The organism is Blautia sp. HCP3S3_C4 (assembly GCF_052064095.1).
Classification (GTDB): Bacteria; Bacillota; Clostridia; order Lachnospirales; family Lachnospiraceae; genus Blautia_A.
In genome coordinates, this window is record NZ_JBQHWF010000001.1 from 113,784 (window position 1) to 134,634 (window position 20,851).

Genomic DNA, 20,851 nt, shown 5'->3' on the forward strand with positions numbered 1-20,851 from the left:
TTTTATTTGAAAAAGAACATTGACGGCACAGGATTTTGGCGCTATCATTAATGAAAACTTGTAACTGTGAAACTGTGAACAGTTACAAAACTAAATATACTGGAGGTAATGACATCATGAAGACAATTGAGACAAAGAATGCACCGGCAGCGATCGGACCATATTCTCAGGCGAAAGTAGCCAATGGATTTGTATATGCATCCGGACAGGTTCCGCTGGACCCGGCTACAGGAGAAGTGGTAGGAACTACCATTGAAGAACAGACGGAACAGATTATGAAGAATATCGGTGCTATCCTTGAAGCAGCAGGAGTTACCTATGAAAATGTGATCAAAACCACCTGTTTCCTGGCGGAAATGGCAGATTTCGCAGCTTTTAATGCAGTTTATGATAAATATTTTACCGGAAAACCGGCCCGCTCCTGTGTGGCTGTAAAGCAGCTTCCTAAAAATGTGCTGGCAGAGGTTGAAGTGATTGCAGTAGTAGAATAAGAAAACCGGCCAAGAAAGGAAATACAAAATGAGTACCTGGGAAGATAATGTGCGTAAAGTAATTCCATATACACCTGGCGAGCAACCGAACCAGCCAGATATGATCAAGCTGAATACCAATGAAAATCCTTATCCCCCTGCACCGGGGGTGGAGAGGGCTCTTAGAGAGCTGGAGACAGATACCCTGAGACTATATCCGGATCCTACAGCAGGAGATCTGGTCCATGCCATTGCAGAGAGATATCACCTGAAGGATGAACAGGTTTTTGTGGGTGTGGGATCTGATGATGTGCTGGCTATGAGCTTTCTGACTTTTTTTAATTCAGAAAAGCCGGTTCTTTTTCCGGATATCACCTATTCCTTTTACGATGTGTGGGCAGATCTGTTCCGGATTCCCTATGAGCGTCCGGCTCTGGATGAAGATTTCCACATTCGGAAAGAAGATTATTTCAGAGAAAACGGAGGAGTGATCTTTCCAAATCCCAATGCACCAACAGGTGTAGAACTTCCCTTGGAGGATGTGGAGGATATTATCTGTCATAACCGGGATGTAATCGTGATCGTGGATGAGGCATATGTGGATTTTGGTGGTACATCTGCAGTTTCACTGATTGAAAAATATGACAATCTTCTGGTAGTGCAGACCTTCTCCAAGTCCCGTTCTCTGGCAGGAATGCGTATTGGCTTTGCCTGTGGCAATGCAAAACTGATCAAATATCTGAATGATGTGAAGTATTCCTTTAATTCCTATACTATGGATCGTACAGCTTTGGCTGCCGGTGTGGCAGCAGTGAAAGATCAGGAATATTTTGAGGAAACCTGTAATAAGATCATGGAGACCAGGGAATGGACAAAAAAAGAGTTAAAGGCCCTTGGCTTTTCTTTTCAGGATTCCAAATCTAATTTTATTTTTGCATCTCATGAGACCTGTCCTGCAGCTGAGCTTTTTGCAGCGTTAAGGGAAAAGCATATTTATGTGAGATATTTTCCTAAGGGACGTACAGAAAACTTCCTTCGTATTACCATTGGAACCAGGGAAGAAATGCAGAAATTTATTGACTTTTTGAAAGAATATTTGAAATAGGAGGCTTTATGGAAGCACTGGTACAATGGTTTTCCCATAACCTTTCACAGTATATTTCTCCAGAGGGAGCGGTATTTTTTATTTCTATGATTCCCCTTCTGGAGTTACGAGGAGGGCTTTTGGCGGCATCTCTTCTGAAAATACCCGCAGTGACGGCAATTCCTCTATGTATAGCAGGGAATATTATCCCCATTCCCTTTATTTTGCTTTTCATCAGAAAGATTTTCAAGGTGATGAAAAAGACAAAGATTTTCCGGGGATTGATCCAGAAACTGGAAGACCGGGCAATGGGAAAAAGTGATCAGGTAAAAAAATATGAGTTCTGGGGGCTGACGCTGTTTGTGGGAATTCCACTTCCCGGAACAGGGGCATGGACAGGCTCTCTGATCGCTTCTTTGCTGGAGATTGATATTAAGAAATCTTCACTGGCAATCCTTACCGGAATTATTATGGCAACCGTGATCATGTATGTAGTTTCCTATGGAGTTGTAGGAAATCTGGTTCACTGATTAAGCATTGACTGTATAATGCAGAATGTTCAGATAAGAGCAATATTGTAGAAGAAGAAAAACACTGTCTTCTTATGTCTATTAGATATAGGAAGTCAGTGTTTTTTGTTGTGCGCTAATGTCAGATACTGGCTGAGATCAGAGCAGTTTACGTTTCAACATATCTGCATTGGCGGCATATTTCAAGGCTGTTTCTTTTGTGATACGGTTCTGCCGGAATAATTCCAGCAGACTCTGATCCATGGAACGCATGCCCTCATGAGCAGAGGAAGAAATTACACCGTCTATCTGATGTACCTTATTGTCCCGGACCATATTTCGGATGGCAGGATTCAGGCGCATCACTTCAAATACAGGAATGTTGTGACCTTCCACATCCGGCACCAGCTGCTGGGAGATGACTGCCTGAAGAACCATGGAAAGCTGGATGGAAATCTGGCGTTGCTGTGAGGGTTCGAAGACATCTACGATACGTCCTATGGTGTTGACAGCTCCGATGGTATGCAGACTGGACAGAACCAGATGACCGGTCTCAGCAGCAGTCATAGCAGTCTGAATCGTTTCATAGTCTCTCATCTCTCCAAGAAGGATTACGTCAGGGCTCTGGCGGAGAGTGGCTCGCAGAGATACCAGATAGCTTTCTGTGTCTGTGCAGATCTCCCTCTGGCTGACAATACAGCGATCATGTCTGTGCAGATATTCCAGAGGATCCTCCAGGGTAATAATATGCCCTTCTCTGGAATGGTTGATCTTGTCCACAAGGCAGGCCATGGTAGTAGATTTACCGCTTCCTGCAGGACCTGTAACCAGTACCATACCCTTGGTAAAATCAGCAGTGGACATGACATCTTCCGGAATATGGAGGATGTCGGGATTGGGCAGTTCAAAAGCAATCACGCGGATCACAGCTGCCAGGGAACCTCTTTGTCTGTAGGCATTCACACGGAATCTGGACAGTCCGGGGACAGAAAAAGAGAAATCATCATCTCCTGTATTCAGGAAAGGATCAATATTTCTGTTATTAGCCAGCTGATAGATCTGCCGGATCAGTGCATCCGTATCTGCTGGCATAAGTCTTTCTCCGTAAGTAGAAAGCTTGCCGTCAATTTTTACAGATAAAGGTCTGCCGGCTATGATAAAAATATCAGAAGCATGTCTGGTGGCTGAATAGGATAAAAAATCCGGGATATTAGATGATGTCATTTAGATTCTCCTTTGTTGTAAACAGGCTGTCGGGTATCTGGAGTCCAGGTTCCGGTACTGATGGTTTTCCATGTAATGATTTTGAGATCAGGCAAAGTGGAGGCACCGGCATATTCTGCTTTTGCTTCCACGTAGAGAGCCAGAGTGTCTGAATAATCCAGAGTGAGGGAAAAGGTTTCTGACTGTCTGGACCAGACAGTATTTTTAAAGTTTTTTTCCAGATTTTTCATCTGGGAAAGATAGCGCTCTTTGTCAGAAGCGGATTCGGCAGTTTTCCGGATATATTCTGTGATTTCTGTATACTGTGCAGTGGCATCAGAACAGGCTTTATAATAGGCTGTGGTCTGATCCAGGGACATCTGGCTGGTCTGCAGGTCCTGACGGGAAGTACCCAGAGCCAGGAGTGACAGGATCACCATACACAGGATAGAAAAGATGACAAACATGGATGGCAACCCACTGGAAAGAAATACAGTTCTGCGTTTATTCATGTCCTGCCTCCTTTCCGGAAAAGGGAAAGGTGATAACAGTTTCATATAGGATTGTATGAGAAGCGTTGTAAAAGGTCAGTTCAGCTTCTTTTTTTGTGTTTGAGAGGGAAAGCTGTACAGACAGGCTGTACTGTGCCTCATCTTCGGAACAGATCGTCCATTCTTTGTCATAATAATAGTAAATTTTATCAGATTCTGCAATACCTCCGGGAAGGAGTGATAAAAAGTCATCGGGATTTCCGGTCCAGCCCTCCAGAATTTCTCCTGCAGAAACAGTCAGCGTCTGGATGTGATTCAGCTCCCGGGCTTTTCTGCGGTCTGTGCCGGCTGCGGCGAAAATCCGGATGCATGCAGTACAGGCAAGAGCCAGAATCAGGATAGAAAGGATCATTTCCATCAGAAAGAGACTGGATCCGGAACGTTTGTTAAGCTTTTGCATAGTAATCATCCTTTCTGTCATGGAGTTCCGGAGTGCAGAACCAGGCTGCTCTGTTCTCCCTGACAATCCTGAAATGTAATCTGGTAAAAGTGACCGGAGGTTTCCTGTATCCTGAAATCATTGAGACTGGAAATTATAGTTCCCATTTCAGGAGAAGGGGAGGTGTCTGCAGCTGTGAAAAGTTCCTTCAGACTGTTGTCCTGCAGATAAATATAGGTAATATATTTTGTTCCCTCTATTATATCGGTCATGCACAGGGCCTGTGAATTTTCCAGAGTGTCACAGTAGATTTCCTGATCTGTGCCGGTGTCATGCTGTCGGAATTTGGCTGTTACATAGGCAGAGGCAGTGTACAGGTTATTATTTTTCTGACTGCCGGCAACAGAAACGCTGTAGGCTCTGGCTCCGAATAAAAGCATAAGTAAAAGGAAAAGGAGAAATAAGCCAAAGATCATGACAACAAAGATCCTGTGGACAGAATGTCTGGGAGAGAGTTTGTTATTCATGAGAGACCTCCCTTCTGCTGAGAAAGAACCAGGACGCTGATGGAGGGCAGCAGGTTAGAACCGTTGGGCACATATTCTACTACAAATTTATCAGGGTCATAGGAGATTTTATAATCTGTAAGCAATTCCTCCAGATTCTGGGGATAGTTTCCGGTCAGCGCATAGGTATGGATGGCTCCCTGCTCCAACGCTCTTTTTAAAGTGGTCTGCTCTTTTGTGACAGTCTCCCTGCCTGCACCTGTGATGCCCAGATAGAAGATCAGACAGACAGCTGCCAGAAGCAGTATGGGGAGGAATGCCTGCAGTCTTCTTTTTATCCGTGCTCTGTCTGTTTCAAATATATCCATAGTGGTCACCTCAAATTGCAATATCAGAAAGGATTCCAAGGAGCGGCATCATTACAGAAAGGAGGACCAGACCGATCAGGACAGAGAATATGATCACGATGGTTGGTTCTACAATGGAGATAAGATTCCCTGTAACTGTCAGTGATGAGTCGCGGTAGCGTTGGGCAAGGCGGTTCATGACTTCATCTGCAGAGCCGGCCCGCAGACCTACAGTGATCAGCCTTGCATCCATTCCCTGAAAAAGTTCTGAGTCAGACAGTGCATTTTCCAGCAGAGCACCTTCTTCCAGCAAAGCACAGGCTTTTGCATTTTTTTTCTTAATATCCGGCTGGGAGATAAGCTGTCCGGCCATTTCCAGAGTGGTAATATGGTCCATGCCGCTGTGAAGTCCCATGGCAATGGCCTGGGTCAGTCTTGCATAATCGGCAGAAATGGAGATTTCCCTTATATGGGGAAGATGACCGGCCAGGTTTTGCAGATAAATGCGGCCTCTGGAAGTAAAGAAAAGAACAGCAAAAGCAGCAATCATTACCAGGATCACGGCGAATACTACAGCGGAGTACTGGCTGATCATACTGCCGGCATGGAAAAGACCGTTGGAGAACTGATTCATTTCCAGTCCCATCTGCTGAAATACCTGGCGGAATACAGGTAAAACCTTTGACAGGAGGATAAGGATCACAGCAGCCATCATCACCAGCATGAGAAGGGGATAGGTGATTGCACTTTTAATATTTTCTGATATTTCCATCTCTTGCTGGTAGTGCAGGGAGAGACTGTTCAGTACCTCGTCCAGGCATCCGGTTTCCTCTCCGATTTTTACATAAGAGATCATAGAGTCCGGAAAAAGCCCGGTATTGTGAAGAGAAATATAAAAGGAACCGTTTTCTTCATAATCTGTCTGGAGGGACTGGAAAAAATCTCGTCCCTTTTGGGTATGACTATCCTCCAGCATCAGCTGGATTCCTTCTGCACAGGAGATTCCTGAGTGCAGAAGGATAGAAAACTGTTCGCAGAAATAAAAAAGCTCCTGATTGGTTAGTTTTGCTTTCATGAAAATTTTATTCCTTTCTGAGACTTGCGGCAGACTTATCTTGTAAATTGTACAGTGTAATTTTCATCATCTCCTATGTATTGCCGGATGGATGCATCTTCCTTGCTGTTGGAGTCAAAGGTGGGATCCATGCGGGACCAGGAATCGCCACTGAATTCCACGGCCTTATCCACCCATCCTCTGGAGCGTATATATATGCTGATCCAGGCGTGCTTGACAGTACCGGCATATCCGATCTGAAGCTTACAGGGGATGTCGCGGCTTCTGAGCATGGCTGCTGTAAGGGCGGCGTAGTCAAAGCAGATTCCCTTTCCTGTTTCAAGGGTCTGGTCTACATCCGGAAGATAATCAGAATCCACACTTTCTGCCAGTTCATAATCATAGGTGACATGGCTGATAACATAATTATAAATTGCCTGAAGGGCATCAATGTCGGAGGTACCCTCTGATACAATGGAGAGGGCTAGCTTACTGGCCTTTGATTCCGGCGAAAAATTCACATACTGATTGGGATAGAGAAAGGGGAGGAATTCATTATCTAACTGAACATCCAGATTCTCTGCGAAAAGAGCTGCATATTGTGTACCGTCTATTTGCTGGTAACAACAGATCTGATAAGTACCGCTGCCGTCTGTAAAGGGAATTACAGCGGTTTCACCGGGCTGTATAAAATAGGAATAAGTAGTTCCACCGTCTGCTGTCAGCTGAACGTTCACCTTTTGTCTTGCGGAATCAGCCACAGCAGTGAGATAACCCTGTGTGATATTGGAGATATCCAGAGCCAGTGGGGAATTTCCTACAACTTTTTTCCCGGGAGCTTTGGGAACCAGTACCTGAAGAGGGGAATAATCGGGAGGCTCTTTGGAGTCTCCGGCAGAAGTCCCGCAGCCTGCCAGAACCAGACAGGAAATCAATACCAGGACGACAAAGACATGGACAAAATGAGGTTTTGACATTGGTTCGTTCCTTTGCGTATATTTAAAATAAAAAATGTGTATATAAAGATGATAGTATTTGGGGTTAAAAAGTATTTCTATCAACAGTATAGCAGATTAGCGGAAAAAGAAAATGTAATTTACAAAAAAATTAATATTTGTAATAATTTGCCGGTAAAACTGTATTGACATTCTCAAAAACGCGGAATATACTATAGATAAATAAAGGCAAACCTGTTGAAAAGCAGGGACGCAAAGCCAAGGGTCTAAGATTAGCATTGCTGATTATGACAGCCGGTTGCCACATTAAATTCCAATTATGTAATGTGATTTCAGGAAAGAGCTGATTTGGATCAGCTTATATTTGTGGTAGCCGTTTATATTGATAAACGGTTTTTTTTATTTCCACAAATAGGAAAGTCAATTTTAATCCATATTGCTTCTGATATCTGGATCCATTTACGTAGGATTGCAACATTCAGAAAGGATGTGTAAGGTTTATGAAAAAGAAAATCACTGAATTATTGAAAAAGAGAAGGGTAGCAGCAGGATTAACTGCAATTGTGCTTGCTGTAGCTGTGGGCAGTGTGGCTGTTGTACAGCAGAAAAGCCAGATACCGGAGCTTCCGGTGTATACAGACCCTGAGATGGAAACTAACATTGAAGAAGAGGAGACACCTCTTGCAGATAAGCCGGTGGTTAAAACTACTACAAGTAAGAAAACCACGACTAAGAAAGTAAAGATGAAAAAGGCAGCAGCAAAAACATACACAAAAGAGCTTCCTGCCACATCAACTACTTCCAAAAAAACAGCTCAGACTTCCAGTGCTTCAATTGTAACCAAGACAACAGTTGTAAAAAAGATTGAAGAGAAATATACAAAGAAGTCAAAAGTGAAAGTGGTTACTACAGTAGCTACTACCACAGTTACCACAACTACAACAGCAAAGGCAGGAGTTTCCACAGGAGTTAATTCTGCAGGCGCAGTTAATAATAGTGGTGTTACAGGTACTGTTGAGGTTGGACAGCTTGCTCCGAAAGAAGACAGCCGTGTACTGACAGCATACAGAACCCTTGGATTTAAAGTCAACGTAGATCCATCTGTTTCTTATTCAGGATATTTCAATGCCCGTAACAGACAGATCACATTGAAAAAAGCAAATGAGACCATTTATCATGAATTGGGCCATTTCATCGCATTTATTGCCGGTAATGTAGACACTACATCAGAATTCAAGACTATCTATAATCAGGAGAAGAGCCTGTACACAGCTTATAATAAAGCTTATGTAACACAGAACAGTTCAGAATATTTTGCAGAATCAGCGAAAGAATATGTTCTGAACCCAGGTGCATTAAAAGCTGCAAGACCGAAGACTTATGAGGCTGTCAGATCAGCGGTTGAGTCTATTACAGATGAACGTATTGCAAAGATTCAGAAATATTACGGAGCAATCTGGAAATAATTTATAAAGTGATGAGCGAAGCCGGAAGCATGGATATGTTTCCGGCTTTTTGTAAGCTCCTTCTGATAAACTGCGGAACAGTAACACAGAACGAATTTTGGCGGAAAAGGTAATAGAAAACTACTTGCATGCAGGGGCAGGAAGAGAATATAATATGAGACAATAGAGTAGCAGTAGACAGATAACAGAAAGTATGTTAGTATATACAAAATATCTGATATTCTTGCCATTTCCGGCAGTTTATCCCATTAACAGAAACAGATAATACAAAGAAGATTGATAAATGTTATATTTTAATATAGCTGCAGAAAGCTGTGAGGTATTTATATGAGAGAAAAGTATGAATCATTATCTCTGGCAACATTAAAAGATCTGGCAAAAGCCAGAGGTTTAAAGGGAGTGTCAACGTTGCGGAAACCGGAACTGATCGAACGGATGCTTCAGGAGGATCAGTTGGAGAACGAAGAGAATAATAAAAAAGCTGAGAATAAAGAGTCTGATAAAAAGGCGGAGGAAGAGGAGCATAAGAAAGCAGAAAATGAGTCTTCCCAGAGCCATGTATCTGCGGAAAATGTACAACTGGACAGCGGAGAGAAGGCCAATGGGATTCTGGAGGTGCTTCCGGATGGATATGGATTTATCCGATGCGAAAATTATATGCCCGGTGAAAACGATATTTATGTATCTCCTTCTCAGATCCGCAGATTTAATTTAAAAACAGGAGACATCATCCGTGGTAATATCAGGATTAAGACCCAGGGTGAGAAATTCAGTGCCCTTTTGTATGTGACTTCCATCAATGGATTCCATCCCAGCGAGGGCCAGAGACGATATAATTTTGAGGATATGACCCCTGTTTTTCCCAATGAACGTCTGCGGATGGAGAGACCAGGTGGAACTGTAGCCATGAGGATCGTGGATCTTATCAGTCCAATTGGAAAGGGACAGCGTGGAATGATTGTGTCCCCGCCAAAGGCCGGTAAAACCACGCTTTTGAAGGATGTGGCCAAATCGATTCTTAAAAATAACCCGGATATGCATCTGATCATTCTTTTGATCGATGAGCGTCCTGAAGAGGTTACAGATATTAAAGAAGCAATCCGTGGAAGCAATGTGGAGGTGATCTATTCTACCTTTGATGAGCTTCCAGAGCATCATAAGCGTGTATCTGAGATGGTAGTGGAGCGTGCGCGCAGATTGGTAGAGCATAAAAAGGATGTTACCATTCTGCTGGATTCCATTACCAGACTTGCAAGGGCATACAACCTGATCATTCCGCCAAGCGGACGAACTTTGTCTGGTGGTCTTGATCCGGCGGCTCTGCATATGCCGAAGCGGTTTTTCGGAGCTGCCAGAAATATGCGGGAGGGAGGCAGCCTGACTATTCTTGCTACAGCGCTGGTAGATACCGGAAGTAAGATGGACGATGTGATCTATGAGGAATTTAAGGGAACCGGTAATATGGAGCTGGTACTAGACAGAAAGCTGCAGGAGAAGAGGGTATTCCCTGCTATTGACATCCAGAAATCCGGCACCAGACGAGAGGATCTTCTTCTGACAAAAGAGGAACAGGAAGCTGTGTATATTATGCGTAAGGCATTGAATGGTATGAAGTCTGAGGATGCGGTAGAACAGATCCTGAATATGTTTGCACGGACCAGAAATAACGAGGAATTTGTGCAGACAGTGAAAAAGCAGAAATTCATTTAAAAAAAATGTAAAATACCTTGCATTCCTCCGGGGGCTGTGATATAATCAAAAAGCTGTTTAATTAATAGTAAATTTGCTGGTGCCGTATAAGCGGCAATCAGTGATAATTCGTCAATGAATACGAATAGTAAATAGAATCTTTACAGAGAGGTGAAAATCATGAGAGAAGGAATCCATCCGAACTACTATCAGGCAACTGTAACCTGTAACTGCGGTAATACATTCGTAACAGGTTCTACAAAGCAGGACATCCACGTAGAAATCTGCTCCAAATGTCATCCATTCTACACAGGTCAGCAGAAAGCTGCACAGGCTCGTGGACGTATTGATAAGTTCAATAAGAAATATGGTCTGAGCAAATAATCAGAATATAGTATGAATTGAGAAGGTTGAGGTTGGGAAATCTCAACCTTTCTTGGTCTTTAGGAGAAAAGGATGAAATCATCAAATATTGGCGGCCAGGCAGTTATGGAAGGCATCATGATGCGCCATAAGGATAAATACTCCATTGCAGTGCGCAGGCCGGACAAAGAAATTGAGTTAAAGGTAGAGGACTATAAGTGTATATTTGGAAATGCAAAATTCCTGAAATATCCGCTGATCCGTGGAGTTGTAAGCTTTGTGGATTCCCTAGTGGTAGGAACAAAGTGTCTGATGTACTCTGCCGAGATCGCAGGTGATGAGGAGGATGAGGAAGAAGCAGAAAAGAATGCATCCCTCACTGAGGAAGAGCTTGCAGCAAAAAAGAAAAAAGAAGACAGGCAGTTTAAATGGCTGTTATATATTACAGTAGCAATTTCTATTGTAGTATCCATTGCGGCTTTCATGCTTCTGCCGTATGCACTGGCCAGTCTTTGCCGTAAGGTAGGAGCTTCTGAGTTTGTGGTGACCATTGTGGAGGCTTTTGTAAAGCTGGCATTGTTTATGGGATATATGCTTCTCATTTCCAGAATGAAGGACATCCAGAGAACCTTTATGTATCATGGGGCAGAACACAAGTGTATTAATTGTGTGGAGCATGGTCTTCCGCTTACAGTGGAGAATGTACTGGCAAGCTCCAGACTGCATAAAAGATGTGGAACCAGTTTTCTGTTTCTGGTAATGATCGTCAGTATTTTTCTGCATTTTATATTTGTACTGGTACCGGTTTACTGGGTAAGATTATTCGGAAGACTTTTGATGGTACCCATCGTGGCAGGTATTTCTTTTGAGATCATTCAGTGGGCAGGCAGATCAGACAGCAAGATCGCAGATTTCTTCAGCAAGCCAGGTCTGGCAATGCAGAAGCTTACTACAAAGGAACCTACAGCGGATATGGCAGAGGTTGCCATTAAGGCTGTTGAGGCGGTGTTTGACTGGAGAGCATATCTAAAGGATGAATTTGATCTGGAGATTCCTTATCCTTCCGATGAAGAGACAGCTGCTGAAAAGTAGGAGAAAAGACCTGGGAGGAAAGAAACTATGGAAACCCTTACAGGATTATTAAAAAAAGGACAGGAAATTCTTGTACAGGCAGGAATTGAGGAGGCCGGGCTGGATGCCCGCCTCCTTCTGGAATATATCACAGGAAAAAGCCGGGCGTATTACCTTGCACACGGAGAAGAATGTGTTACAAAAGAGACAGCGGACCGGTATCTGGAGTTGGTCACAGGTCGCTCGCAGCATATCCCTCTTCAGCATCTGACGCATCAGGCTTTTTTTATGGGATATGAATTTTACGTTAATGAGGATGTGCTGATTCCCAGACAGGATACGGAGACGCTGGTGGAGGAAGCACTCAGACTTCTGAAGGGCAGGCAAAAGCCCAGGGTTCTGGATATGTGCACAGGTTCAGGCTGTATCCTGACCAGTATTCTGCTGGAAATTCCGGATGCATCCGGAACAGGGGCAGATCTTTCGGAAAAAGCATTGAAGGTGGCTGCCTGCAATGCCCGGAGGCTTCAGACGGCAGACAGGGCAGAGTTTGTAAAAAGTGATCTGTTTTCTTCAGAATATTTCAGCGGGCCGGCTTATGATATGCTGATATCAAACCCACCCTATATTCCCACAGAGGAGATTGAGGGACTGATGGAAGAGGTAAGGCTGCATGATCCCCGGATGGCTTTGGATGGAAAGGCAGACGGACTGTACTTCTACCGTGCCATTACGAAGCAGGCAATGGATTATATGCTTCCCGGAGGCTGGCTTCTCTATGAGATTGGCTGGGATCAGGGAAAGGCTGTGAAGGAGCTGCTGGACAAAGAAGGATTTATAAATACAGAGATAAAGAAGGACCTGTGTGGATTAGACCGCGTAGTCCTGGGACAGAAATCATTACAGGAGGAACAGAATGTTTGATAAATTAGACGATCTGCTCATTCGCTTTGAGGAGGTACTGAATGAACTGGGAGAGCCCGGAGTTACAGATAACCAGGAGCATTTCCAGAAGCTTATGAAGGAGCAGAGTGATCTGCAGCCTATCGTAGACACTTATCGTGAATATAAGAAAAATAAAGAAATCATCCAGGACAGCATTGCCATGCTGGAAGAGGAAAAGGATGAAGAAATGAGGGAAATGCTCAAAGAGGAGCTGTCCGATGCGAAGAAAAAGGTAGAGGAGTTGGAGCATGAACTGAAGATTCTTCTTCTTCCGAAGGATCCAAATGACAGTAAGAATGTTATCGTAGAGATCCGTGCAGGTGCCGGCGGAGATGAAGCAGCTCTTTTTGCAGCAGAAATCTACCGTATGTATGTGAAGTATGCGGAGTCACGGCGCTGGAAAACAGAGATGATGAGCCTTAATGAAAACGGAATCGGCGGATTTAAGGAAGTCACTTTCATGATCACAGGTGCAGGAGCTTATTCCAGACTGAAATATGAAAGTGGTGTACATCGTGTGCAGCGAGTACCGGAGACAGAATCCGGCGGACGTATCCATACCTCTACCTGTACAGTGGCAATTATGCCTGAGGCAGAGGAGATAGATTTCCATCTGGATATGAATGACTGTAAATTTGATGTGTTCCGTGCTTCCGGTAACGGCGGACAGTGCGTTAATACTACAGATTCAGCAGTACGACTGACTCATATTCCTACAGGTATTGTAATTTCCTGTCAGGATGAGAAATCACAGCTGAAAAATAAGGATAAAGCCCTGAAGGTACTTCGTTCCCGTCTGTATGAGATGGAGCTTGCCAAGCAGCATGATGCAGAGGCAGAGGCACGCAGGAGTCAGATTGGAACCGGTGACCGTTCAGAGAAAATCCGTACGTATAATTTCCCTCAGGGACGTGTGACAGACCACAGGATCAAATTGACCCTCCACCGACTGGATAATATTTTAAACGGTGACCTGGATGAGATCATTGATAGTCTGATCGCAGCAGATCAGGCAGCGAAGCTGAGTAACTTACAGGATGAGGCATAAATATGAGAATTGCGGGAGCTGCTTTGCAGCGGAGCAATTCGTAGACATCAAGTTAGGGGCAAAATCCCTTTTGACCCTAACATCATAAATATAGCTATAAATTAAGGAGGAGCATTATGGGAAAATATTTTGGAACAGATGGTTTTCGAGGAGAAGCTAATGTCAAACTGACAGTAAATCATGCATTTAAGGTTGGACGTTATGTAGGCTGGTATTATGGCCGGAACCACAAAGCAAAGATCGTTATCGGTAAAGACACCAGAAGAAGCAGCTATATGTTTGAATATGCTCTGGTAGCAGGACTGACTGCATCCGGTGCAGATGCATATCTTCTTCATGTTACTACCACACCAAGTGTTTCCTATGCAGTCCGCACAGAGGATTTTGACTGTGGTATTATGATTTCTGCAAGCCACAATCCCTTTTATGATAATGGAATCAAACTGCTGAATGGAAATGGACAGAAGATTGAGGCTGAGATTGAGGCTAGGATCGAGTCTTACCTGGACGGCGTGCTGGAAGAACTTCCTCTGGCAACCCGGGAGGATGTAGGACGTACTATAGATTTTGCTTCCGGACGTAACCGCTATATCGGACATCTGATTTCTATTCCATGCCGTGATTTCAAAAATATTAAAGTTGGTCTGGATTGTGCAAATGGAAGCTCCTCAGCTATTGCCAAGAGTGTATTTGATGCACTCCGCGCAAAAACATACGTGATCAATAACGAGCCGGATGGAACTAATATTAATACAAACTGTGGTTCTACACATATTGAAGTGCTTCAGAAATATGTGGTGGATAACGGTTTGGATATTGGTTTTGCCTATGATGGAGATGCAGACCGCTGTATTGCAGTGGATCATCTGGGAAATGTGATCGATGGAGATAAGATCATGTATGTCTGTGGAAAATATCTCAAAGAGCAGGGAAGATTAAATGGCAATACAGTGGTAACTACTGTAATGTCTAACCTGGGTCTGTACAAATCCCTGGAAAGAGAAGGAATTGATTACGAGCAGACAGCAGTAGGGGATAAATATGTTGCCGAGAATATGATGGAAAATAATTACAGCATTGGCGGTGAGCAGTCAGGACATATTATTTTCAGCAGATATGCAGCAACAGGAGATGGAATCCTGACCTCTCTTATGATCATGGAGGCCTGCGTAGAGAAAAAAGCAACTCTGTGTGATCTGGCAAAGGAAATGAAAGTTTATCCTCAGCTTCTGCGCAATGTGCGTGTGTCTGACAAGAAGACTGCCAGGGAAAATCCGGCGGTTGTAAAGGCTGTTGAGGAGGTTGCCATATCTTTGGGCAATGAAGGTCGTATCCTGGTCCGTGAAAGTGGTACAGAACCTCTGATCCGTGTTATGGTAGAGGCAGGAACAGATGAACTCTGTCATGAAAATGTAGACCGGGTAGTGAAAGTAATGGAAGCAGAAGGTCTGGTTATTGATTAAATTTGTGATATAAAGGATACTCATGAAGAATAGAAAGATAGCAGTGTTTTTAGCTGTATGCCTGGGAACTGTCTTTTTTTCCGGCTGCAGCAGTGATATGAAAAATTACAGACAGGCATCCAGTGACCTGGAAGCGGAAAAATATGACGAAGCGCTGCAGGAATTTGAAACTGCCATTGCTGCCGGTGTAAATCCGGCAGGCTCTTACAGAGGGGCAGGCGTGGCGAATGTGCATCTTGGAAATTATAAAGAGGCCATTGAGAATTTTACGGATGCTTTGAATTGTAAGAAGGTGGGAAAGTCTCTGAAAAAGGATATTTTATCTTACAGAGCAGCTGCATACCTGAAAATAAAAGCATATGATGAGGCAATGGCAGACTGTCAGTCCATTGCAGCGGATTACGATATGGATGCAGATGTGTATTTTCTTACAGGTGAGGTGGCACTGGCCATGGATTCCTATGAGGAGGCTTCCGTTGATTTTGAGCAGGCATATGGAGAAGAAGCTACTTACGATATGGCAATCCGCATTTACAGTGCTTATCTGGAAAAGGATATGGAAGCAGATGGAACCCGCTATCTGGAAGCTGCTCTGGCAAAGACTGCAGACAATGCCCAGGATCACTGTGACAGGGGACGGGTATATTATTATATGAGTGATTATGATAATGCCCAGAAAGAACTACAGGAGGCTGCAGATGATGGCAATACAGAAGCCGTACTGCTTCAGGGAATGGTTTACATGGAACAGAAGGATACTGCCAGTGCCAGAAAGAAATTTGAGGAATATGTATCTCAGGCAGAGGACAGTGCTAGAGGCTTTAATGGTCTAGCTCTCTGTGATATTGAGGATGGAGATTATGACAGTGCTCTTTCCAATATTTCCAGTGCCCTCACCTTTGCAGAAGGAGAGGAACTGAAAAGCCTTTTGTTTAATGAAATGACAGTATATGAGAAGAAGCTTGATTTTGCAACTGCAAAACAGAAGGCAGAAGAGTATCTGGAACTGTATCCGGATGATAAGACGATGAAAAAGGAACTGGCATTTCTGAAAACCCGTGTAACCGGGCAGAATGAAAATTCCGGAGCAGAGACAACAGCAGGGGATACTGCTGCGGACAGCAGTACTGCAGATAATACAAATACAAACAGTTCAGAGGAACAGTAGGAGAGTATATGGAAGAGCTTAGCAGATTAGAAGAACGGGTAATCCTTATAGGCGTGCAGACGGCTGCAGAGGACAATGTGCTGGACTCTTTGGACGAGCTGGAGGAGCTTGCAGAAACTGCAGGAGCAGTGACTGTGGGAAGGATTATCCAGAACCGTGAGGCAGTACATCCCGGTACTTATATCGGTAAAGGTAAAATAGAGGAAGTGCGTTCTCTGGTATATGCCATGGATGCCACAGGAGTAATCTGTGATGATGAGCTGTCTCCGGCACAGCTGAACAATCTGGAGAGGGAGCTTGACTGTAAGGTTATGGACAGGACGTTGCTGATTCTGGATATTTTTGCTGCAAGGGCAGTTACCAGTGAAGGAAAGATTCAGGTGGAGCTGGCACAGCTTCGCTATCGTTCGGCAAGGCTGGTAGGTTTGCGGGAATCTCTGTCCCGTCTGGGCGGTGGAATCGGAACCAGAGGACCTGGTGAGAAGAAGCTGGAGACAGACAGACGTCTTATCCGCACCAGAATTTCAGCCCTGAAGCAGGACCTGGCGCAGGTGGGAAAGCACAGAGAACTGCTCCGTACCGGACGGGCAAGAGGTAAGGTAAAGACAGCGGCTATTGTAGGATATACCAATGCCGGAAAATCCACTTTGCTGAATAAGCTTACAGGTGCATCGGTTCTGTCTGAAGATAAATTATTTGCAACCCTGGATCCTACTACAAGAATTCTGAATCTGAAGGATGGACAACAAATCCTGTTGACAGATACTGTTGGTTTTATCAATAAATTGCCACATCATCTGGTGGAAGCCTTTAAAAGTACACTGGAAGAGGCTAAGTATGCAGATTATATTATCCATGTGGTAGATGCTTCTAATCCTCAGGCAGAAATGCAGATCCATGTGGTATATGAGACCTTGAAGGAACTGGGGGTGCTGGGAAAAAAGATTATTACCCTTTTTAATAAGCAGGATGCACCGGGGGCAGCAGTACTCAGAGATTTTAAATCAGATTATTCGCTGAAAATTTCAGCCAGGACCGGGGAAGGGCTGGATGCATTAAATGATCTTCTGGAGAAGCTTCTGACAGAGGAGCTGATCTATGTAGAGAGAGTTTTTCCTTATCAGGAGGCTGGAAAAATTCAGTTGATCCGTGAATTCGGACAATTGATCTCAGAAGAATATACAGAGTCCGGAATTGCTGTAAAGGCAAGAGTTCCCCGGGAAATCTACCCTCAGGTAGTATAAAAAAACAGAAAGAGAAACACCATATAATGTTTTAACGATTAAAATAAAACACAATATATGGTGTTTTTTAATGTTGACGGAATTACAGGACGATGATACAATGAAACGGAATCATTATTTACATGAGAAGGTTGGGAGGCTTTGATATGTTTCAGGTAGTGAAACGAGATGGACAGATGGATGAGTTCAAGATAGGTAAGATCACATCTGCCATTGATAAAGCGTTTAATGCGCAGGAAAAGAATTACAGCAAAGAGATGATTGATCTGCTGGGACTGCGGGTGACAGCAGATTTTCAGAATAAGATCAAGGATAATAAGATTTCTGTAGAAGAGATTCAGGACAGTGTGGAGAATGTACTGATCCAGGCTGGATATGCAGATGTGGCAAAGGCATATATCCTTTACCGCAAGCAGAGGGAAAAAGTGCGTAATATGAAATCTACGATTCTGGATTATAAAGAAATCGTAAACAGCTATGTAAAAGTAGAAGACTGGCGTGTAAAGGAGAATTCTACAGTTACTTATTCTGTAGGGGGACTGATCCTGAGTAACTCCGGTGCAGTAACTGCAAATTACTGGCTGTCTGAGATTTATGATGATGAGATTGCCGAGGCTCACAGAAATGCGGATATCCATATCCATGATCTGTCTATGCTTACAGGATATTGTGCGGGCTGGTCATTGAAGCAGCTGATCCAGGAAGGCTTGGGAGGTATTGAAGGTAAGATCACTTCTTCACCGGCCAGACATTTAAGTGTACTTTGCAACCAGATGGTGAATTTCCTGGGAATTATGCAGAATGAGTGGGCCGGTGCCCAGGCATTTTCATCCTTTGATACATATCTTGCTCCTTTTGTAAAGGTTGACAACCTGAACTATCCGGAAGTGAAGAAATGTATTGAATCCTTTATCTACGGGGTAAATACTCCCAGCAGATGGGGAACCCAGGCTCCGTTTTCCAATATTACTCTGGACTGGACAGTTCCGGATGATCTTGCAGAGCTGCCGGCTATTGTAGGCGGCAAAAATATGGATTTCAAATACAAAGACTGCAAAAAAGAAATGGATATGATCAATAAGGCCTTTATCGAGACCATGATCGAGGGAGATGCCAACGGCAGAGGTTTCCAGTATCCCATCCCCACATATTCTATCACAAAGGAATTTGACTGGTCAGATACAGAAAATAACAGATTGCTTTTTGAAATGACTTCCAAATATGGAACCCCATATTTTTCCAATTATATTAACAGTGATATGAAACCCAGCGATATCAGAAGTATGTGCTGCAGACTTCGTCTGGATCTGAGGGAGCTCCGTAAAAAGAGTGGCGGTTTCTTTGGTTCCGGTGAGAGTACAGGTTCCGTTGGTGTTGTTACCATTAACATGCCGAGAATTGCTTATCAGTCCAAGACTCCGGGAGAATTTTACAGACGTCTGGATCATATGATGGATCTGGCTGCCCGTTCCCTGCACATCAAGAGAGAAGTGATCACCAAGCTTCTCAATGAGGGCCTGTATCCTTATACTAAGAGATATCTGGGCAGCTTTTCCAATCATTTCTCTACCATTGGTCTGGTGGGAATGAATGAGGTTGGGTTAAATGCCTGCTGGCTTGGAGGAGATATGTCTGATGAGCGTACCCAACAGTTTACCAAAGAGGTTCTTCTCCATATGAGAGAGCGACTGTCTGATTATCAGGTGGAATATGAAGGTGAACTGTTCAATCTGGAAGCTACTCCGGCAGAGTCTACAGCTTATCGTCTGGCAAAGCATGACAGAAAGCGCTGGCCGGATATCCGTACAGCCGGAAGCAGAGGTGATACTCCATATTATACAAACAGTTCCCACCTTCCGGTGGAATATACAACAGATATTTTTGATGCACTGGATATTCAGGATGAATTACAGACACTGTATACTTCAGGTACTGTATTCCATGCATTTATCGGTGAGAAGCTTCCTGACTGGAAGGCTGCAGCTGCGCTGGTTCGTAAGATTGCTGAGAATTATAAGCTTCCGTATTACACAATTTCTCCTACATATTCAGTATGTAAGGAGCATGGTTATATCAGCGGAGAGCATTTTACCTGTCCGAAGTGTGGTAAAAAGGCGGAGGTTTACAGCCGTATTACCGGTTACTACCGTCCGGTACAGAACTGGAATGACGGTAAAGCACAGGAGTATAAGAACCGTACCCTGTATGATGTGATGCATTCACAGCTGAAAAAAATGAAGCCTGTACACACCAGTGTGGTAACTATGACAGAGGATGATGTGAAAATCCAGCCTGTGACAGAACATAAATATCTTTTTACTACCAGTACCTGTCCAAATTGTAAGATGGCCAAGAAGATGCTGGAGGGTGAAGAGCTTGAGATCATTGATGCTGAAAAAAATCCGGAGATGGCCAGGGAGTTTGGAATTATGCAGGCACCTACGCTGGTGGTTATGAGCGGAAAGAATGTGACAAAGTATGTAAATGCATCAAATATCCAGAAGTATGTGGATGATCTGGAGGAATAAAAGGATGATCTGCTGTGCGGCAGTGAATAAATACAGAGGGCTTTAAAATTAAGAGGACAGTTTCCTGCATAAGAGCGGAAACTGTCCTCTTAATGCTGTTGAGAACGGAGAAAGAACAGTAACTGTCGTTGTTTATTTACTGTTTGCTGGTAATATATTTTGAATATATGAAATATATCTTGACTAATCAACTAGGAAAACTTATAATTGTAAAAGACATATGGAATAAATCTGTTTAGTAGTGGAGCGGATGATTTTATCCGTTTGATAAGAGATAAAGGGAGGTTTTTGTATGCAGATTTCGACAAAAGGAAGATATGCACTGAGACTGATGCTGGATCTGGCTGTGCATAATACAGGAGAACTGGTAAAAATTAAAGATATTGCGGCCAGAGAAGCTATTTCAGAGAAGTATCTGGAGCAGATTATTTCGTCCTTGAAGAAGGCTGGATATGTGAAGAGTCTGAGAGGAGCGCAGGGCGGATATATGCTGGCCAGGGATCCAAAAACTTATACGGTCGGGATGATTCTCAGGCTGACGGAAGGCAGTATGAAGCCTGTAGCCTGCCTGGAGGATGAACCGAATCAGTGTGACAGGGCCGGAGAGTGTGTGACTCTGCGGCTGTGGAAGATGCTGGATGAAGCCATTGAAGGGGTGCTGGACAAGGTAACTCTTCAGGACCTGAAGGACTGGTATGAACAGATGGGAAATGATTATGTGATATAAAAAATTCCCTTGACAAACAGGGAAAACAGGAATATCATATCAATAACATATAATTCATATTTAGATACTATGAAATAAGG

Annotated in this window: 21 protein-coding genes and 1 riboswitch; of the genes, 14 read left to right on the plus strand and 7 right to left on the minus strand. The window is 43.7% G+C overall.

Annotation, left to right across the window (positions count from 1 at the left end):
* Positions 1-116: 116 nt before the first annotated feature.
* The 3 genes from ACTNC6_RS00565 to ACTNC6_RS00575 are packed head-to-tail and all read left to right on the plus strand — an operon-like array spanning position 117 to position 2,084.
* Entirely contained in the window at positions 117-491 is a 375-nt protein-coding gene (locus tag ACTNC6_RS00565) for a RidA family protein (protein WP_019162838.1), read from the plus strand.
* 28 nt (positions 492-519) lie between these two features.
* The gene (gene hisC / locus ACTNC6_RS00570) at positions 520-1,575 is read left to right on the plus strand and encodes a histidinol-phosphate transaminase (protein WP_441033730.1); all 1,056 of its coding nucleotides are present in this window, start codon (positions 520-522) and stop codon (positions 1,573-1,575) included.
* A gap of 8 nt (positions 1,576-1,583) precedes the next feature.
* The gene (locus tag ACTNC6_RS00575; RefSeq protein ID WP_019162836.1) at positions 1,584-2,084 is read left to right on the plus strand and encodes a COG2426 family protein; all 501 of its coding nucleotides are present in this window, start codon (positions 1,584-1,586) and stop codon (positions 2,082-2,084) included.
* A 138-nt stretch (positions 2,085-2,222) separates the two neighbouring features.
* Here ACTNC6_RS00575 and ACTNC6_RS00580 read toward each other — a convergent pair whose 3' ends face one another.
* The 7 genes from ACTNC6_RS00580 to ACTNC6_RS00610 are packed head-to-tail and all read right to left on the minus strand — an operon-like array spanning position 2,223 to position 7,080.
* Positions 2,223-3,287, minus strand: a complete 1,065-nt coding sequence (locus ACTNC6_RS00580; protein ID WP_441033732.1) for a type IV pilus twitching motility protein PilT — start codon at positions 3,285-3,287, stop codon at positions 2,223-2,225.
* Entirely contained in the window at positions 3,284-3,778 is a 495-nt protein-coding gene (locus ACTNC6_RS00585; protein ID WP_433844876.1) for a hypothetical protein, read from the minus strand. The genes ACTNC6_RS00580 and ACTNC6_RS00585 overlap by 4 nt, the downstream gene beginning before the upstream one ends.
* Positions 3,771-4,217, minus strand: coding sequence for a hypothetical protein (locus ACTNC6_RS00590; protein ID WP_173742290.1), 447 nt, complete (start codon positions 4,215-4,217; stop codon positions 3,771-3,773). The genes ACTNC6_RS00585 and ACTNC6_RS00590 overlap by 8 nt, the downstream gene beginning before the upstream one ends.
* Positions 4,218-4,234: 17 nt before the next feature.
* The gene (locus ACTNC6_RS00595; protein ID WP_441042945.1) at positions 4,235-4,723 is read right to left on the minus strand and encodes a DUF4860 domain-containing protein; all 489 of its coding nucleotides are present in this window, start codon (positions 4,721-4,723) and stop codon (positions 4,235-4,237) included.
* Positions 4,720-5,070 (minus strand): hypothetical protein, encoded by a 351-nt coding sequence (locus ACTNC6_RS00600; protein WP_433844879.1) that lies wholly within the window; start codon positions 5,068-5,070, stop codon positions 4,720-4,722. The genes ACTNC6_RS00595 and ACTNC6_RS00600 overlap by 4 nt, the downstream gene beginning before the upstream one ends.
* A 10-nt stretch (positions 5,071-5,080) precedes the next feature.
* A complete protein-coding gene (locus ACTNC6_RS00605; RefSeq protein WP_441033742.1) occupies positions 5,081-6,124 on the minus strand; it encodes a type II secretion system F family protein in 1,044 nt (347 codons plus the stop codon).
* A 35-nt stretch (positions 6,125-6,159) separates the two neighbouring features.
* Positions 6,160-7,080, minus strand: coding sequence for a transglutaminase-like domain-containing protein (locus ACTNC6_RS00610; RefSeq protein ID WP_441042946.1), 921 nt, complete (start codon positions 7,078-7,080; stop codon positions 6,160-6,162).
* Between the two features lie 196 nt (positions 7,081-7,276).
* Positions 7,277-7,365: riboswitch (cyclic di-GMP riboswitch) on the plus strand.
* 194 nt (positions 7,366-7,559) lie between these two features.
* Between ACTNC6_RS00610 and ACTNC6_RS00615 the strand changes: the two genes are divergently transcribed.
* The 11 genes from ACTNC6_RS00615 to ACTNC6_RS00665 all read left to right on the plus strand — a co-directional run bounded on the left by ACTNC6_RS00615 (position 7,560) and on the right by ACTNC6_RS00665 (position 20,771).
* Entirely contained in the window at positions 7,560-8,525 is a 966-nt protein-coding gene (locus ACTNC6_RS00615; RefSeq protein ID WP_441033748.1) for an anthrax toxin lethal factor-related metalloendopeptidase, read from the plus strand.
* A gap of 327 nt (positions 8,526-8,852) precedes the next feature.
* Entirely contained in the window at positions 8,853-10,235 is a 1,383-nt protein-coding gene (gene rho, locus ACTNC6_RS00620; RefSeq protein WP_441042947.1) for a transcription termination factor Rho, read from the plus strand.
* 159 nt (positions 10,236-10,394) lie between these two features.
* On the plus strand, positions 10,395-10,598 hold the full coding sequence (rpmE, locus tag ACTNC6_RS00625) for a 50S ribosomal protein L31 (RefSeq protein WP_019162824.1): 204 nt from the start codon (positions 10,395-10,397) through the stop codon (positions 10,596-10,598).
* Positions 10,599-10,670: 72 nt separating this feature from the next.
* Positions 10,671-11,669 (plus strand): DUF1385 domain-containing protein, encoded by a 999-nt coding sequence (locus ACTNC6_RS00630; protein ID WP_441033755.1) that lies wholly within the window; start codon positions 10,671-10,673, stop codon positions 11,667-11,669.
* A gap of 27 nt (positions 11,670-11,696) precedes the next feature.
* On the plus strand, positions 11,697-12,572 hold the full coding sequence (gene prmC / locus ACTNC6_RS00635; protein WP_441033758.1) for a peptide chain release factor N(5)-glutamine methyltransferase: 876 nt from the start codon (positions 11,697-11,699) through the stop codon (positions 12,570-12,572).
* Complete coding sequence (gene prfA, locus ACTNC6_RS00640; RefSeq protein WP_441033761.1) at positions 12,565-13,641, plus strand: peptide chain release factor 1; 1,077 nt, start codon at positions 12,565-12,567, stop codon at positions 13,639-13,641. The genes prmC and prfA overlap by 8 nt, the downstream gene beginning before the upstream one ends.
* Positions 13,642-13,757: 116 nt before the next feature.
* On the plus strand, positions 13,758-15,104 hold the full coding sequence (gene glmM, locus ACTNC6_RS00645; protein WP_173742281.1) for a phosphoglucosamine mutase: 1,347 nt from the start codon (positions 13,758-13,760) through the stop codon (positions 15,102-15,104).
* Between the two features lie 22 nt (positions 15,105-15,126).
* The gene (locus ACTNC6_RS00650) at positions 15,127-16,272 is read left to right on the plus strand and encodes a tetratricopeptide repeat protein (protein WP_441042948.1); all 1,146 of its coding nucleotides are present in this window, start codon (positions 15,127-15,129) and stop codon (positions 16,270-16,272) included.
* An 8-nt stretch (positions 16,273-16,280) separates the two neighbouring features.
* The gene (gene hflX, locus ACTNC6_RS00655; protein ID WP_441042949.1) at positions 16,281-17,516 is read left to right on the plus strand and encodes a GTPase HflX; all 1,236 of its coding nucleotides are present in this window, start codon (positions 16,281-16,283) and stop codon (positions 17,514-17,516) included.
* A gap of 146 nt (positions 17,517-17,662) precedes the next feature.
* Positions 17,663-20,044 carry a ribonucleoside triphosphate reductase gene (locus ACTNC6_RS00660; RefSeq protein WP_441033768.1) on the plus strand — a complete coding sequence of 794 codons (2,382 nt, stop codon included), beginning with the start codon at positions 17,663-17,665 and terminating at the stop codon, positions 20,042-20,044.
* A gap of 292 nt (positions 20,045-20,336) precedes the next feature.
* Positions 20,337-20,771: an RrF2 family transcriptional regulator gene (locus ACTNC6_RS00665; protein WP_019162816.1), complete on the plus strand. Its 435-nt coding sequence runs from the start codon at positions 20,337-20,339 to the stop codon at positions 20,769-20,771.
* Positions 20,772-20,851: the final 80 nt, after the last annotated feature.

Bases quoted from the DNA above. Each gene is read 5' to 3' on its own strand.
- ACTNC6_RS00590 (WP_173742290.1), bottom strand. From the start codon at position 4,217: ATGCAAAAGCTTAACAAACGTTCCGGATCCAGTCTCTTTCTGATGGAA.
- ACTNC6_RS00600 (WP_433844879.1), bottom strand. From the start codon at position 5,070: ATGGATATATTTGAAACAGACAGAGCACGGATAAAAAGAAGACTGCAG.
- ACTNC6_RS00650 (WP_441042948.1), top strand. From the start codon at position 15,127: ATGAAGAATAGAAAGATAGCAGTGTTTTTAGCTGTATGCCTGGGAACT.
- ACTNC6_RS00610 (WP_441042946.1), bottom strand. From the start codon at position 7,080: ATGTCAAAACCTCATTTTGTCCATGTCTTTGTCGTCCTGGTATTGATT.
- prmC (WP_441033758.1), top strand. From the start codon at position 11,697: ATGGAAACCCTTACAGGATTATTAAAAAAAGGACAGGAAATTCTTGTA.
- ACTNC6_RS00665 (WP_019162816.1), top strand. From the start codon at position 20,337: ATGCAGATTTCGACAAAAGGAAGATATGCACTGAGACTGATGCTGGAT.
- ACTNC6_RS00595 (WP_441042945.1), bottom strand. From the start codon at position 4,723: ATGAATAACAAACTCTCTCCCAGACATTCTGTCCACAGGATCTTTGTT.
- rho (WP_441042947.1), top strand. From the start codon at position 8,853: ATGAGAGAAAAGTATGAATCATTATCTCTGGCAACATTAAAAGATCTG.
- hflX (WP_441042949.1), top strand. From the start codon at position 16,281: ATGGAAGAGCTTAGCAGATTAGAAGAACGGGTAATCCTTATAGGCGTG.
- ACTNC6_RS00605 (WP_441033742.1), bottom strand. From the start codon at position 6,124: ATGAAAGCAAAACTAACCAATCAGGAGCTTTTTTATTTCTGCGAACAG.
- rpmE (WP_019162824.1), top strand. From the start codon at position 10,395: ATGAGAGAAGGAATCCATCCGAACTACTATCAGGCAACTGTAACCTGT.
- ACTNC6_RS00630 (WP_441033755.1), top strand. From the start codon at position 10,671: ATGAAATCATCAAATATTGGCGGCCAGGCAGTTATGGAAGGCATCATG.
- ACTNC6_RS00660 (WP_441033768.1), top strand. From the start codon at position 17,663: ATGTTTCAGGTAGTGAAACGAGATGGACAGATGGATGAGTTCAAGATA.
- prfA (WP_441033761.1), top strand. From the start codon at position 12,565: ATGTTTGATAAATTAGACGATCTGCTCATTCGCTTTGAGGAGGTACTG.
- ACTNC6_RS00585 (WP_433844876.1), bottom strand. From the start codon at position 3,778: ATGAATAAACGCAGAACTGTATTTCTTTCCAGTGGGTTGCCATCCATG.
- hisC (WP_441033730.1), top strand. From the start codon at position 520: ATGAGTACCTGGGAAGATAATGTGCGTAAAGTAATTCCATATACACCT.
- ACTNC6_RS00565 (WP_019162838.1), top strand. From the start codon at position 117: ATGAAGACAATTGAGACAAAGAATGCACCGGCAGCGATCGGACCATAT.
- glmM (WP_173742281.1), top strand. From the start codon at position 13,758: ATGGGAAAATATTTTGGAACAGATGGTTTTCGAGGAGAAGCTAATGTC.
- ACTNC6_RS00575 (WP_019162836.1), top strand. From the start codon at position 1,584: ATGGAAGCACTGGTACAATGGTTTTCCCATAACCTTTCACAGTATATT.
- ACTNC6_RS00615 (WP_441033748.1), top strand. From the start codon at position 7,560: ATGAAAAAGAAAATCACTGAATTATTGAAAAAGAGAAGGGTAGCAGCA.
- ACTNC6_RS00580 (WP_441033732.1), bottom strand. From the start codon at position 3,287: ATGACATCATCTAATATCCCGGATTTTTTATCCTATTCAGCCACCAGA.